11 protein-coding genes are annotated in these 14,752 nt (G+C 32.9%); 6 read left to right on the top strand and 5 right to left on the bottom strand.

The annotated features are described in order from the left end of the window. Positions 1–35: 35 nt before the first annotated feature. Together BT107_RS09890 and BT107_RS09885 are read left to right on the top strand one after the other, a co-directional pair. A complete protein-coding gene (locus tag BT107_RS09890) occupies positions 36–1,805 on the top strand; it encodes a 1-deoxy-D-xylulose-5-phosphate synthase (protein WP_072303619.1) in 1,770 nt (589 codons plus the stop codon). Positions 1,806–1,809: 4 nt separating this feature from the next. Further along, positions 1,810–2,910: a DUF3078 domain-containing protein gene (locus BT107_RS09885; protein ID WP_084639217.1), complete on the top strand. Its 1,101-nt coding sequence runs from the start codon at positions 1,810–1,812 to the stop codon at positions 2,908–2,910. Here BT107_RS09885 and BT107_RS09880 read toward each other — a convergent pair. After that, positions 2,907–4,250, bottom strand: a complete 1,344-nt coding sequence (locus BT107_RS09880; protein ID WP_072303617.1) for a deoxyguanosinetriphosphate triphosphohydrolase — start codon at positions 4,248–4,250, stop codon at positions 2,907–2,909. The genes BT107_RS09885 and BT107_RS09880 overlap by 4 nt on opposite strands. Before the next feature lie 314 nt (positions 4,251–4,564). Between BT107_RS09880 and BT107_RS09875 the strand changes: the two genes are divergently transcribed. From BT107_RS09875 to BT107_RS09865, 3 genes are all read left to right on the top strand, one after another. Continuing rightward, a complete protein-coding gene (locus BT107_RS09875) occupies positions 4,565–5,770 on the top strand; it encodes a porin (RefSeq protein ID WP_072303616.1) in 1,206 nt (401 codons plus the stop codon). A gap of 75 nt (positions 5,771–5,845) precedes the next feature. Next, complete coding sequence (locus BT107_RS09870; RefSeq protein WP_072303615.1) at positions 5,846–8,137, top strand: inorganic phosphate transporter; 2,292 nt, start codon at positions 5,846–5,848, stop codon at positions 8,135–8,137. Between the two features lie 121 nt (positions 8,138–8,258). After that, positions 8,259–8,972 carry a DUF6503 family protein gene (locus BT107_RS09865; RefSeq protein ID WP_072303614.1) on the top strand — a complete coding sequence of 238 codons (714 nt, stop codon included), beginning with the start codon at positions 8,259–8,261 and terminating at the stop codon, positions 8,970–8,972. A 67-nt stretch (positions 8,973–9,039) separates the two neighbouring features. Here BT107_RS09865 and BT107_RS09860 read toward each other — a convergent pair whose 3' ends face one another. After that, positions 9,040–11,496, bottom strand: a complete 2,457-nt coding sequence (locus BT107_RS09860; protein WP_072303613.1) for a zinc-dependent metalloprotease — start codon at positions 11,494–11,496, stop codon at positions 9,040–9,042. A 164-nt stretch (positions 11,497–11,660) separates the two neighbouring features. Between BT107_RS09860 and BT107_RS09855 the strand changes: the two genes are divergently transcribed. Then, positions 11,661–12,689, top strand: coding sequence for a DUF3829 domain-containing protein (locus BT107_RS09855; RefSeq protein ID WP_072303612.1), 1,029 nt, complete (start codon positions 11,661–11,663; stop codon positions 12,687–12,689). 4 nt (positions 12,690–12,693) lie between these two features. Here BT107_RS09855 and nadD read toward each other — a convergent pair whose 3' ends face one another. The 3 genes from nadD to BT107_RS09840 are packed head-to-tail and all read right to left on the bottom strand — an operon-like array spanning position 12,694 to position 14,733. After that, positions 12,694–13,281, bottom strand: coding sequence for a nicotinate (nicotinamide) nucleotide adenylyltransferase (gene nadD, locus BT107_RS09850; RefSeq protein ID WP_072303611.1), 588 nt, complete (start codon positions 13,279–13,281; stop codon positions 12,694–12,696). A gap of 1 nt (position 13,282) precedes the next feature. Beyond that, complete coding sequence (gene gmk, locus BT107_RS09845; protein ID WP_072303610.1) at positions 13,283–13,876, bottom strand: guanylate kinase; 594 nt, start codon at positions 13,874–13,876, stop codon at positions 13,283–13,285. Continuing rightward, complete coding sequence (locus tag BT107_RS09840; RefSeq protein WP_072303609.1) at positions 13,876–14,733, bottom strand: YicC/YloC family endoribonuclease; 858 nt, start codon at positions 14,731–14,733, stop codon at positions 13,876–13,878. The genes gmk and BT107_RS09840 overlap by 1 nt, the downstream gene beginning before the upstream one ends. Positions 14,734–14,752: the final 19 nt, after the last annotated feature.

The following is a 14,752-nucleotide window of genomic DNA, read 5'->3' as shown; positions in this document are numbered from 1 at the left end:
TTTACTCGTAAATACCGTTTAAATTTGTTGTCTAAATGGCATATTTAAACAACATAACAACTCCTGAAGATTTGCGCAAAATACCTGCGCAAGAGTTGCCTGTTTTGGCAAAAGAGTTACGGGGATTTATTATTGATATAGTTTCGGCCAAAGAAGGGCATTTAGGTGCAAGTTTGGGTGTTGTAGAGTTAACCATTGCGTTGCATTATGTTTTTAATACTCCTGTAGATAAGTTAATCTGGGATGTTGGTCACCAGGCATATGGACATAAAATATTAACAGGTAGAAAGGCTGTTTTTGATACCAACAGAAGATTAAATGGTATAAGTGGTTTTCCTAAAAGAGGAGAAAGTATATATGATGATTTTGGAACTGGACACAGTTCTACATCTATCTCTGCTATTTTGGGTATGGCAATTGCCTCTAAGTTAAAAGGAGAAGCTACAAAACAGCATATTGCAGTAATTGGAGATGCTTCTATAGCTAGTGGTATGGCTTTTGAAGGTTTAAATCACGCTGGGGTTACAGATGCCAATGTGTTAATAATTTTAAACGATAACGCTATTGGTATAGACCCAAGTGTTGGAGCGTTAAAACAATATCTTACCAATGTAAAAAAGGGTAAAGCAAAACAGGATAATATTTTTGAAGCTTTAAATTTCAATTATTCGGGTCCTATAGATGGTCATAATTTGCCATTGCTTATTGCGGAGTTAGAACGATTAAAAACAATAAAAGGACCAAAGTTTTTACACATAATAACAACAAAGGGAAAAGGACTTAAAAAAGCAGAAGAAAACCAAGTTGTATACCACGCTCCAGGTAAGTTTAATAAGCTTACAGGAGATTTATTACCAAAGAGTAATGGTAATGGTATTCCTAAATATCAAGATGTTTTTGGGTTAACTATTGTTGAGCTGGCAAAAGCGAATAAAAATATTGTGGGTATTACCCCAGCTATGCCAACGGGTAGTTCTTTAAAAATTATGATGGAAGAAATTCCAGATAGAGCTTTTGATGTTGGTATAGCAGAGCAACACGCAGTAACATTAGCAGCTGGTATGGTTGCGGAAGGCTTAATACCGTATTGTAATATATACTCTACTTTTTTACAACGTGCTTATGACCAAGTAATACATGATGTAGCCTTGCAAAATTTACCGGTTATATTTTGTTTAGATAGGGCTGGTTTGGTTGGTGAAGATGGAGCTACGCATCATGGAGTTTATGATTTGGCGTATTTGCGTTGCATACCAAATTTAATAATATATGCTCCTATGAACGAGTTGGAGCTAAGGAATATAATGTACACAGCTCAATTAGGTTTGCAAAACCCAATAGCTATTAGATATCCTAGGGGAAGGGGTGTTACAAAGGATTGGAAGCAACCTTTTAAGGAAATTAAAATAGGAGAAGCGCAAGAATTAAAAAAAGGCACAGAAATTGTGGTCTTGTCGGTTGGGCATATTGGTAATATGGTAGCCTCTGTTTTAAACGGTTTGCAGAATGTTGCTATTGGTCACGTAAACATGGGTTTTGTTAAACCTTTAGATATTAGCAAATTAATGTCTATTTTTGACAATTATTCAAAAATTGTTACTATTGAAGATGGGTGTAAAATTGGAGGTTTTGGAAGTGCAATTTTAGAGTTTGCTAACACGCATAATTTCACTAATAAAGTAACAGTTTTAGGTGTAGAAGATGTTTTTGTACAGCACGGGAGTGTAGAGCAATTATATGAGTTAAATAATATAGGAGCAAAAAGTTTTAGAAATTATATAGAATCATTGTATACTAATGAGTAGGAATATGTTTAAAAGAGTGATTGTGCTTTTGGTCTTAGCCTTATGTTTTTCAGGTGTTAATGCCCAAGTTAGAAATCCTTTAGAGGTAGATTCGGTAAAAGTAGATACCACTATTGTTGGTACTATTGTAGTTAGAAGAAATCAAGAAAAAATAAAACAAATTCCAAGAGGGGTTAAGTTGGCTAACCCTCGCATTACCTATGAAGCTAATCCAAGAAAACAAAAGTTCGATTGGTTTAAAATACCTTCTTTTTGGGATAATAAAAATCATTTTGGAGTTGCGATTAACGAAGTTGCTTTTGTTAACTGGAAAGCCGGTGGTAATAATTCTATTTCTGCTATTGGCGATGTTAAGTTTGTTAGAAATTATAAGTTTAGATATGTGCAGTGGAACAATAGTTTGGATCTTAGATTTGGATTAAGTGCTATTGAGGGCGAAAAACTTAGAAAGGCAGATGATGCCATACGTTTTAGTTCAACTTTTGCGTATAGAAGAGATACTATTAGTAATTGGTATTATTCTGTTAAGGCTAATTTTAATTCGCAATTTGCAGATGGTTATAAATACCCTGATACAGAGAATATAATTTCTAAATTTATGGCGCCGGGTTATTTATTCTTAGGTGCTGGTACATCTTATATTCCGGAAGGAAAAAAGTTTAATTTATATATTTCTCCTATAACTCAAAAAGCAACATTTGTTTTAGATGATGATTTAGCAAATTCTGGTGCTTTTGGTGTAAAAAAAGCAGAAAGAGATGCGGATGGTAATATTACCAAAAAGGGCGAAAAATCATTAATGGAATTTGGTTTTTTGGTTACCAATACGTGGAAAACTGAAGTTGCTAAAAATATGAATTTAGAACATGAGGTGTCTTTGTATACAGATTACCTTAATAGTTTTGGTAATGTAGATGTAGATTGGGAGTTACGACTTGGTATGACGGTAAATGAGTATATAAAAGCAACCATTGGTACCAACTTGCTATATGATGATGATATACTTTTTGGTGAAGTTGTAACAGACGGAGTAGTAACTACGCGCGGTAGACCTAAAATACAATTTAAGCAATTGCTTGGTGTAGGTTTATCTTATGATTTTTAAAGTTGTTTACCCATAATTTTATTATGTATGTGTACAGCACTACTGTCTGATAGACTTGCTACATAACAACATGTATTTAATAATATAGAATACAAAGATCCGTTTATTTTTTGGTAACTTTCTGGTAATGTTTGTAGTATTATTTTATCGTAATTAGAAGCTGTGCCATCTGCGGTTTTTACTAATGCATTGGCGTAGACATCTAATATGTCTGATATAATTTTATAACCTGCTATTTCTTTTTCTATTACCTCTTGTGACTTATATACTTTAGAGATACTTAAAGAGATGATATCTTTTATCTGGGCAATATAATTGCTTTTATCTAATAATGAAACACTAAAAGAACCTTCTAAAATTGCTTCTTCGTTTTCTAAGAAAATGGCAACAGCATCTGTTATTAATGTGTTTATAGCAAGAGCTCTTAGGTAGCTAAGACGATCTTGCATATATAGCATTTCGTTGTATTTTTTAGTGTTGATTTTATCTTTAACCAGCTTAATTAGATATTCTAAAGCATAATCTTCGGATATTAAACCAAGGTTTATACCATCTTCAAAATCTATAATTGTGTAACAAATATCATCTGCTGCTTCAACTAAATAGGTAAGGGGGTGTCTAGAGAAAGAAATATCTTTACCATCGCGAGTTTGCAATAGGCCAAGTTCTTCTGCTACCTCTGTAAAGAATTTCTTTTCGGTCTGAAAAAAACCAAATTTTTTATCTGCTATATGTTTTGTTGGCTTTTTTGGTAATGACTCTTTTGGGTATTTCATAAACGTACCTAATGTAGCGTAGCTTAGGCGTAAACCGCCTTCTGCACCAACTCTAGATTCGGTTAAAAGTTTAAATCCGTTTGCATTACCTTCAAAATCTATAATGTCTTGGTATTCTTTAGCAGAAAGTTGATCCTTGTATTTTTGCCCGTTTCCTGTTTTAAAATATTCTCCTATTGCTTTTTCTCCACTATGGCCAAATGGTGGATTGCCTATATCGTGAGCAAGAGATGCAACAGCTACAATAGCACCAAAGTCATTGTAATGGTAACCGTGAACTTCTTTTAAATGCGGGTGCTTTTCTAATATTTGTTTACCAACAATACGACCTAAACTACGACCAACAACAGAAACCTCTAAACTATGAGTAAGTCTAGTGTGTATAAAATCTGTTTTAGAAAGCGGTATAACTTGGGTTTTGTCTTGCAAGCTTCTAAAAGACGAGGAGAATATAACACGGTCATAATCAACCTCAAAGCCTAAACGAGTTTCGTCTTGTTCTTTGCGTAATCTTTTATTGGTGTCTCCAAATCGTTTTAAAGATAATAATTGCTCCCAGTTCATGCTGCGTAATTTAGAGTTGCAAGATACTTAAATAGCTTTTTAATAAAGTGTGGGGCGTTAAAAAAAATAAACCAATCCTTAATGATAACTTAAAGATAGGGTTACAGTAATTTTAAGTTTAAGGTCTTTATTTGCGTTTACTGGATTACATATCATTAGATATTGGTTTTTGTCGACTTATCTTCAAAATTATGTTTCCAATGGCCGCCTCTACTAAGGGGCGGCTTTTTACTATAGTTATTTCAAAGATAATATTATAGAAACATTAACTTAACATTAAGATTGGTTATTTGCAGTGACAAAAATCAATACTTATGAAAGTTAAGCTTATAGCCCTTGGGTTATTCTTATCTGTTTCTATGACTTCGTTTGCGCAAGAGACAAGTGTACCAAAATTTGGAAAGGGCATATTAAACCTTGTAGGGCAAGATAGTACTTGGACTATGAAGGTGGCTGCGCGTATGCAATTTTTAGGAATAGGGCAGTGGGGAGAAAATGATCAAGGAAATTTAGCTTCTGTTGGTTCTAATTTTTTAGTAAGAAGAGCTAGGTTAAAATTTAATGGTTTTGCCTATTCACCTAAGTTTAAGTATAAGATAGAGTTAGGGTTGTCTAATAGAGATATTTCTGGAGCATCTGAATTTACACACGACGCACCACGTTATATTTTAGATGCTTTTGTAATGTGGAATTTTCATAAGAATTTTGAATTATGGATTGGACAAACTAAGCTGCCTGGTAATATAGAGCGTGTTGTATCTTCAGCTAATCTTCAAATGGTAGATAGATCTTTATTAAATAGTAGGTTTACAATAGATAGGGATATGGGTGTGCAACTACGACATAAGTTCAATATTTCAGAAAAATTTATAGTAAAAGAAGCTTTAGCTATATCGCAAGGAGAAGGGCGTAATGTAACTAAAGGTAATTTAGGCGGATACCAATATACTGCTAGAGTAGATTTTTTACCTTTTGGAGGTTTTACGGGAAATACACAATTTATTGGAAGTGATTTAAAAAGAGAAGAACAACCAAAGTTAATGATTGGTGCTGCTTATGATTTTAATAATAATGCAGTTAAAACAAGAAGTAATCAAGGAAGTTATATGTTTACGAATACTGGTTTTTATGAGACAGATATAAAAACACTATATATAAACTCAATGTTTAAATATAACGGATTCTCTTTTATGGGAGAATATGCAGACAGAAATGCTGGTAATGCTGTGGCAAGAAATGAAGATGGTACTGCTACAGGAGATATTGTACAAGTAGGTAAAGGTTTAAACTTAATGTCTGGCTACTTATTTAAAAACAATTGGGAAGTCTCTGGTAGGTATACATCAGTTGAGTTAGATAAAAATATTACGAATAAAAATAAGGAAACCCAATATACATTAGGAGTATCTAAGTATATTGTAGGTCATAAGCTAAAGGTGCAAACAGATGCTACTTATTTAAATGAAATTAATGGTCCTGAAGGACTTATATATAGGCTACAATTAGAGGTTCATTTTTAATCAAAAAAAATAACCTTAACATAACGTTAGACAGTTTAAAACAAAGCATATTTGCAAATTGAATTTTTATAAATTATGGAGAGTAATATTTATTTAATAATGATTATAGCTTTAGCTGTTTTGGCTATTGCAGATCTTGTGGTTGGTGTTAGTAATGACGCCGTCAACTTTTTAAATTCAGCTATAGGGTCTAAAGCTATTTCTTTTAAAACTATAATGATTGTTGCTAGTGTAGGTATTGCCTGCGGAGCTATATTTTCTAGTGGAATGATGGAGGTTGCTAGAAAAGGAATTTTTAATCCAAGTGAGTTTTATTTTGATGAGATTATGTTCATTTTTATGGCCGTAATGATCACCGATATTTTATTGCTAGATTTCTTTAATACCCTTGGTATGCCAACATCTACAACGGTTTCTATTGTTTTTGAATTGTTAGGAGCTGCGGTTGCTATGGCGTTAATAAAAGTATTAGAAGCTGGTGGTAGTGCAACAGACGTTGTAGAATATATAAACACAACTAAGGCTACAGAAATCATAGTAGGAATACTGCTCTCGGTCGTCATAGCATTCTCTATTGGTGCTTTAGTGCAATGGGTGTCTCGTTTGCTTTTATCTTACGATTTTGAAAGAAAAGCTAAATGGGTAGGTGCTGTTTTTGGTGGTGTTGCATTATCTGCAATAACATATTTTATTTTTATGAAAGGTATAAAAGGTACTGCTTATGCAGGTCAGAGTTTTGATCTTATTGGCGGTATTACAATAAAAGACTTTTTAGAATCTAAATGGATACCTATAGTACTTGTAAACTTTGTTTTTTGGTCTTTAATGTCTTACGTATTAACTGTTTTTGCTAAACTTAATATTTATAAGATAATTATAGGAGTAGGTACTTTTGCATTAGCATTAGCGTTTGCAGGTAATGACTTGGTTAACTTTATAGGTGTGCCAATAGCTGCATACCAATCTTATACGGAATGGTCTATGTCTGGACAATTGGCATCAGAATTTAGTATGTCTATTTTATCAGAAAAAGTACCTACGCCAACATTATTATTGTTTATTTCTGGGATGATAATGGTTGCTACATTATGGTTCTCTAAAAAAGCAAGATATGTTGCCGAAACAGAAATAAATTTATCTAGAGAAGGTGAAGGTAAAGAACGTTTTGAGCCTAACTTTTTATCTAGGGGAATTGTTAGAATAGGTATGGGAATTTCTACATACACATCTTCAGTAATGCCTAAATCTCTTTCTGCAAAAGTAGAAGCTAGATTTCAGAAACCTAAAATAGCATTAACTAAAGATAAGACTTACGAGATGCCAGCTTTTGATATGGTAAGAGCTGCTGTTAACTTAATGGTTGCAGGTATTTTAATATCTGTAGCAACATCTTTTAAATTGCCTTTGTCTACAACATATGTAACCTTTATGGTTGCAATGGGTACTTCTTTAGCAGATAGAGCTTGGGGAGCAGAAAGTGCAGTATACAGAGTTGCAGGTGTATTAAATGTTATTGGTGGCTGGTTTGGTACTGCTATTATTGCTTTTACTGCTTCGGGTATTATATTAACCTTAATTAATTTTGGAACAGGTGCTGCAATTGCTATACTATTGTTTGTGGCAATATTATTATTGGCAAGAAACTATATTTCTTACAATAAAAAATCTAAAGAAATTAAAGCAGAAGATAGTTTAAGAAGAGCAGAAAGTAGTTCTATACAAGGTGTAATAGTAGAAAGTGCTAAAAACACAGCTAATGTTGTTAAAAGAACAAATAAAATATATACCAATGCTATAGATGGTTTGGCTAAGCAAAATCTAGATATTCTTAAAAAGAATAAAAAAGGTGTTGTAAAGTTAACAGATGAGGTAGACGATTTAAGAGATCATATTTTCTACTTTATTAAAAATTTAGATGACGCAAGTGTAGGTGCTAGTAACTTTTATATTAATATTTTAGGTTCATTACAAGATATGACTCAGTCATTAGAGTATATTACTAAAATATCATACAAGCACATTAACAATAATCACAAGAAATTAAAATACAATCAAATTAAAGAGTTAAAAGAGATAGATTACAAGCTAGAGCACATTTTTAACGAAACTCAGGCTGCTTTTGAAAATCATTCTTTTGATAAAATTGGATCTATTTTAAGTGAGAAAGATGAGTTGTTTACATTGTTGTCGCAAAAAATACAAAAGCAAGTAGAGCGTACTAGAACAGAAGAATCTAGTCCAAAGAATACTACGCTTTATTTCTCTCTATTGTTAGAGACAAAAGATTTAATGACAGCTACAATGACTATGTTAGAGTTGTATTACAATGAGCACGATAGTAGTGTGCCACCAGCAACAATATCATAAGTAGTTACGTGATATATACAAAAGCCCAGCACTTAGTGCTGGGCTTTTTTTGCTGGTTATAATAAAAAGTATTTTTCTATATTTTAAGCTTTTATTGTAAATTGAAGAAAAATACAATTAAATGATAAATAGATTTTTACTCTTGTTTTTATGCTTTTTTTCTTTTGTAGCTGTATCAGCGCAAGATGTTAGTGCTTTAGATTTTTTAGATACGGTAATTGCACGCCATGATCCAGATAATAATTGGGAGTCTTTTAAAGGAGATTTAGTAGTTACTATGAGTACACCAAATAAAGAAGATAGGGTTACAGACTTACATATAGATTTGCCGTCAAGTACCTTTATTTTGTCTAACGTTGTAAAGGGAAAGAAGCATACAACTAAGGTTGTAAAGGATAGTGTTAGTTTTTTTGTTGATGACAATCAGATCATAGATAAAGAAGAGCAAAAAACGCTTAGGTTTAATAAGGAGCGTGCCCTTTTTATGAGAAACTACTATACGTACTTGTATGGTTTGCCAATGAAGCTAAAAGATAATGGTACTATAGTGGATCCTAAGCTTTATTCTAAAAAGATTAATAGAAAGTGGTATAAGGTTATAAAGGTTACATATGATAAGGAAGTAGGGAAAGACACTTGGTACTTTTATTTTAATCCAAAATCTTTAGATATGGAAATGTATCAATTTTTTCATGACGAGTCTAAAAATGATGGAGAATATATCTTATTGTCTAATATAGAGATTATAGATGGCGTAAGAATGCCTGCTGTTAGAGCTTGGTATACTAATAAAGAAGATAAACTTTTAGGTACAGATGTTTTAACTGTTAAGTAAAAAAGACTTAATAAAAAAGCGCAATCTTTTGTAAAATTGCGCTTTTTTTTGTGTTTTGTAATGACTCCTATTTAGGATCTAATGCTTGATCTATTTTTGCAATAGCATCTTCATAATGGTAACGAGTTATTGTGTTTACATTCCCGTTTTTAGCAAGTTTTAATTTAGAACGTAATGTTTTTAATTCACCGCGAACTAGCGAACTAACATCAGATGTTGCAACATCAAAACTAGATCTTCTACCGTTTTCAGCAGTTAATAAGGCTTCCATACGTTCTATGTATGTGCGTTGTATGTTTCTACGATAAATATCTGCATTTCTACCTGTGTAAGCTTCTTTCCAGATACCTTTACGTAAATCTGTTAGCATTTCTAATGCGCTGTAGTACGTTTTGCTAGTAGTTTCTGCATCTAATAACCTTCCAATACGATCTGCATTTAAAAGGCTTCCTAAATGTCTAGCTTGTACTTTTCTTAAGTTTTCTGGGTAGCCAGCATAATCTATGTTTTGTAGAATGTTATTATCTACTAACCAAGACTGAGTGCTAAATACATTGTCTTGTAGCCATTGCATAGATTCTTTTTGTTTTGCCTTGCTTAAAGGTGTGTAAACAGATCCTTTTTGCTCAGGTGTTTTTAAGTTTTCAAAAACACCGCCAATATTAGTTACTACGTGTCCTGTATATCTGCTATATACGCTTAATAATTCGCCGTATAATTCTTCTAAATCATCATAGTTATTAGTTTGGTCAGATGTCCAGCTACTAAGGTTTTTTGCAACATACTTTAGGTTTTTAACTCCGTATGTACTTGCTTTTACTGGATCGTCTCCTAGACCTTCCGTTTGTGATTGAGGATCAAAGCTACTAGACTGCTTTCCAAATTTATAAATAGGATCATTCGCTTTTTCTAAAACCCATTTATTTAATGTAGCAACTTCGGCTTCTGGAGAGTTAGCTGTTAAATAGCGGTAACCCCAATTGGTAACGTAATGGTCATATGGTCCCATTTGCCTAATAAAACGAATGCCTTTGTCTCCTGGTTGTGCTATGTAATTGTAACGTGCATAATCCATAATACTAGCAGCAATACCATTTTTTTGTGTAAACTCTCCATTTCGTAAAGAATCTACTGGGTAGGCATAACTAGCAGCCATATTGTGAGGAAAACCTAATGCGTGGCCAACCTCGTGGGCAATTACCATACGCATCATATCTCCTATTTCTTTTGGTTCTGTTTTAAGAGTTCTAGCGCTTGGGTTAGCAGCTCCAGTTTCTAATAAGTATCTGTTTCTGTAACTGCGTAGGTGGTTGTGGTACCAAATAATATCACTCTCTATAATTTCTCCACTTCTAGGGTCAGATACACTTGGTCCAACAGCATTTCTAGTTGTGCTAGCAACATAGCGTATCATAGAATACCTAATGTCTTCTGGGCTAAACTCTGGATCTTCTTCTGGAGTAGGGGCATCGCGAGCAATAATTGCGTTTTTAAAACCTGCAGTTTCAAATGGTTTTTGCCAATCTTCAATACCTTGCTTAATGTATTCCTTTAAATTTTCAGGTGTGCCTGGGTCTAAATAGTAAACTATAGGTTTAACAGGTTCTACTAATTCTCCTCTTGCATATGCAGCGGGGTCTTTAGGTTCTAATCTCCAACGGCGTATATATGTTTTTTCGTCTGCCTTTAACTCATCGCTACCAAAATCAAACTGACTAACAGTAAAGAATCCAACTCTAGGATCAAAAATACGTGGTTGCATTGGTTGTTCTGGAAGTAAAATCATAGACTGATTCATCTGTAAGCTAATAGATTCTGTAGATCTTAAAGTCGACGGTTCAGATGCAGAGTAGGTAAAATCTTGTTTTACTTCTATGTTTTCAGGAAAACTCTTAACGCTGTTTATAAAACTACGTTGTGGATCTAACCTTTTTACTTTGTATGTTTTTCTTAGTCTGCTAGATAATCCGCTTATTGCAGGTACGTCTGTGCTAAACAGGTTAGTTACATCTATAACAACACTGGTAGAATCGGTGCTAAAAGCTTCAATGTCAAAAGCAAATAAAGTAGGCTCGTAATTGTTAACGCGTACAGATGCGCTAATGGCTTTGGTACTATCTGCAATGTTATTGTACGATTTTACTTTTAATAATATCTTGTCTTGAAAACGAACCCAGTGCACCATTTGTTCGTTGGTCTTAGAACCTGCATTCATATAACCACCGCCTAAACCAGTTGGTATTTGTGCAATTCTGGTAACCCAAAGCATATCTTTATCTAGCTTGTCAAAAGGAATTTCGTACAAGAATTTTTTATCTACTTTGTGTGCTTTAAAAAGTCCTTCATCTGTAATAGCATCTTTGGTTACTACTTGACTGTAATTTTTAATATCTCCTTTTTTGGTTTTCTGAGCAGGAGCTACTTGTTCTGTTTTCCCTTTTTTAGATTTTTTCTTTTTTTGGGCAGAAATGCTTTGAGCAGACAAAAAGGTGGCTGCTAAGCTAAATAATAGTATTTTTTTCATTAGTGGTTTGTTAGGCTCACAAGATAATAAATGTATAATGGTGAATTTGTTAGTGAAAAGTTAATAAATAACAGGATTGTTTATAATAACCGAAATTATCACGGTAAGTCGTGATAGTTAACGCAATAACTTTGTTTATTTTTGCACGACACTAAAAAAAAGATATGAAGAACTACCTTGTACAGACCTGTTTAATTGCTTTTGTTTTTGTAAGCTGCAAAGATGTAAAACAAAAAGAGGAGGACAAGGAGTTGCATACATTTACAAGTTCTTTGGAGCCTTTTTCCTCAGGTAAAAAGGATATTGAGGTTGTAAATGAAGAAGTCTTTTATAATTCCACGTCTTTTGTTGCTAAATACAATGTATATATAGATTTCTTTAATACCTATGATGATAAAGTTCGTAAATCTTATGCCAATTACTTAAGTTGGCAAAGTCTTAGTGATGAACTTAAAAAAAATAGCAAGCTTAGTGATAAAATAGGATTGCCTATAAAACCACTAAATTTTCTAAAATCTGCTATTGTTCAAAAGCCAGCTATAAAAAAGGTCGATGCTAATATGCTAATGGTATATAGAACATCAGAAATTTTAAATAAAGCAATTAATAATTTAGATGCTTATTACAGTAAAGACAAGTCGGAGGAAATAGATTTAAATTCTAGCCAAAAGGCTGAAGTTAGTTTGTTAGAGGCTTATAGAAATTACTTTGTAGCTTTTGATACTATGTCTGTTGTATTTTATAGGTTGCAAGACAATGTAGAAAAGTATGAAAAGGATAAGTACAAAGAACAAGAGCTTGTTGTGCAATACAATCTTTTTACAGCAATAAACGCTACAGAGGCTATTTTAAACGAAATAGGAGGCAGAGACGTAGATCAATTATTGACTTTGGAGTTTGGTCTTATAAATGAAAAAATTAAAGAACTTAGAGCTGCTTATATTGTTTTGGAAGATTTAAAAAGTAACCAAGATTTAATTGTAAAAGAATTTGGTAAGCCAATGCCTGTTATCTCTAAGTTTAGTAACCATCTTGGTAATATACTTAAAGGGTTAACTAGTTTAAAATTACGTATTGCTAATAACGATTTTGATTATGGTGATGAACATCCAGAAGTTGCTGCAGAAGGGTCTCCTCTTAAGTTAGAGTTAGAGTTTATAGCAATGGTTAATGAGTACAGAAGTATTAATTAATCTTTTATCTGTAAAAATTCATCTCATCCATATATTTGTAAACAGCCTTAGGTAATAACGGTGTAATGTTTTTTCCTAGCTTATGGTTTTTACGAATAAAAGTTGATGAAATTTCCATAATAGGAGCATCCTCTACAGTTTTTATTTTAGAATGATTTTTAAATTGATGCTCTACATTGCCACTTGAAACTCTTGGGTAAACGTAAATATTATGGTTGTTTAAAATAACCTCATAGTTTTTCCATTTATGAAAACTCTTTAGGTTGTCCTCACCCATAATTAAAGAAAAATCATAACCACTTGGATATTTTTCTAATAAATGAACCAGTGTGTGTGTTGTGTAATTGGGTTGCGGTAAATTAAATTCTATTGTAGACGGTTTTAGCTTAGGGTATTCTTCCGTAGCTTCTAAAACCATTTGGTATCTATGATGGTTGTCTAGTAAGGATTGTTTTGTTTTAAACGGACTTTGAGGTGTTATTACAAACCAAACTTCGTCTAAATCTGTAAATTCTACTAAGTGGTTTGCAATAACTAAATGTCCTATGTGTATTGGGTTAAATGTCCCAAAATACAACCCTACTTTTTTCATATTATGCTTCTTTTTCAGGATTTGGCTTGCTAATAAAATCAGCAACCAATTTTTCTGCTTCGGCTAAAGCTGTGTCTAAGTCGTAGTTTTTAATAACAGTATCAAACTGTGGTGCAGTAGCTAATTCTACAGACGCTTTTGCAATGCGCATATTTATTTTGTCATCGCTTTCTGTGCTTCGTTTCTTTAATCTTATTTTAAGCTCATCTATACTTGGTGGTTTAACAAAAACGGCTAGAGTTTGCTCAGGAAATTTTTTCTTAATACGCAGTCCTCCAACAACATCAATGTCAAAAATAACATTTTTGCCTTCTGCCCATAAACGTTCTACTTCTGTTTTTAAAGTACCATAAAAATTATCTCTGTATACTTCTTCCCATTCTAAAAAATCATCATTTTTAATATGATTTTTGAACTGAGATAAAGATAGAAAATAGTAATGTTCTCCGTGTTTTTCTTTACCTCTCTTTGGTCTAGATGTTGCAGAAACAGAAAAAGCTAGGTTTAACTCTTTTTTTTCTAATAAATGTCTTACAATAGTTGTTTTGCCACTACCAGATGGCGCTGAAAATATAATAAGTTTACCGCCTTTCATTATAAAACATTTAGCATTTGTTCCTTAATTTTTTCTAGCTCATCTTTCATTTGTACAACCAATTGTTGCATTGGTGCATAATTAGCCTTAGAGCCAATTGTATTAATTTCTCGTCCTATTTCTTGAGAAATAAATCCTAATTTTTTACCATTAGAATCGTCCGAGTTTATAGTTGTAGTAAAATAAGTAAGGTGGTTTGCTAAACGTACTTTTTCTTCAGTAATATCATACTTTTCTAAGTAGTAAATTAACTCTTGCTCAAACCTGTTTTGGTCTACCTCTGTTTTTAAGTCGGTTACAGCTTTGTGTAAACGTTCGCGTAAAGCAGCTTGTCTGTCTGGGTCAATTGCAAGAACTTGTTCTAATAAACTTTCTAAAGAAGAAATACGTTGTTTAAAATCTTGTTCTAAAACAGTACCTTCTTCAGTTCTAAAAGTATTAATTTCTTTTAAAGCTTCAGTAAGTGTGTCTTGTATTGCCTTGTATTCTTTTGCGTCAATCTCTTCGCGCTCGGTTTTCATAGCATCTGGTAAACGTAAAGCCATTTCTAAAAGCTTTACATCATCACCGTCTGCAATGTTTTTTAATTGTTGCATATACTGTTTAACAACTACTTCGTTAATTTGGGAAGAAGTGTCTGCTCCAGTACTTTCAATATAAAGATTAAAGTCTATTTTACCTCTTTGTAAACCGTTCGCAATAGTTTTGCGTAACTCCAATTCTTTTTCTCTGTATGCAGATGGCATACGTGCATTTAGGTCTAAACTTTTACTGTTTAAAGACTTAATTTCAATGGTAATCTTTTTTGATGGAAGTTGCACTACGTGTTTTCCAAATCCGGTCATGGACTGAATCATATATTGTAAATTTTATGCA

It is taken from the genome of Cellulophaga fucicola (assembly GCF_900119145.1).
Lineage (GTDB): Bacteria > Bacteroidota > Bacteroidia > Flavobacteriales > Flavobacteriaceae > Cellulophaga > Cellulophaga fucicola.
The sequence above is the reverse complement of the archived record's forward strand: the minus strand, read 5'-3'. Positions and strand labels throughout refer to the sequence as shown.

Excerpts from the sequence above, each read along its gene's own strand:
- BT107_RS09890 (WP_072303619.1), top strand. The coding sequence starts at position 36 with ATGGCATATTTAAACAACATAACAACTCCTGAAGATTTGCGCAAAATA.
- BT107_RS09885 (WP_084639217.1), top strand. The coding sequence starts at position 1,810 with ATGTTTAAAAGAGTGATTGTGCTTTTGGTCTTAGCCTTATGTTTTTCA.
- BT107_RS09880 (WP_072303617.1), bottom strand. The coding sequence starts at position 4,250 with ATGAACTGGGAGCAATTATTATCTTTAAAACGATTTGGAGACACCAAT.
- BT107_RS09875 (WP_072303616.1), top strand. The coding sequence starts at position 4,565 with ATGAAAGTTAAGCTTATAGCCCTTGGGTTATTCTTATCTGTTTCTATG.
- BT107_RS09870 (WP_072303615.1), top strand. The coding sequence starts at position 5,846 with ATGGAGAGTAATATTTATTTAATAATGATTATAGCTTTAGCTGTTTTG.
- BT107_RS09865 (WP_072303614.1), top strand. The coding sequence starts at position 8,259 with ATGATAAATAGATTTTTACTCTTGTTTTTATGCTTTTTTTCTTTTGTA.
- BT107_RS09860 (WP_072303613.1), bottom strand. The coding sequence starts at position 11,496 with ATGAAAAAAATACTATTATTTAGCTTAGCAGCCACCTTTTTGTCTGCT.
- BT107_RS09855 (WP_072303612.1), top strand. The coding sequence starts at position 11,661 with ATGAAGAACTACCTTGTACAGACCTGTTTAATTGCTTTTGTTTTTGTA.
- nadD (WP_072303611.1), bottom strand. The coding sequence starts at position 13,281 with ATGAAAAAAGTAGGGTTGTATTTTGGGACATTTAACCCAATACACATA.
- gmk (WP_072303610.1), bottom strand. The coding sequence starts at position 13,876 with ATGAAAGGCGGTAAACTTATTATATTTTCAGCGCCATCTGGTAGTGGC.
- BT107_RS09840 (WP_072303609.1), bottom strand. The coding sequence starts at position 14,733 with ATGATTCAGTCCATGACCGGATTTGGAAAACACGTAGTGCAACTTCCA.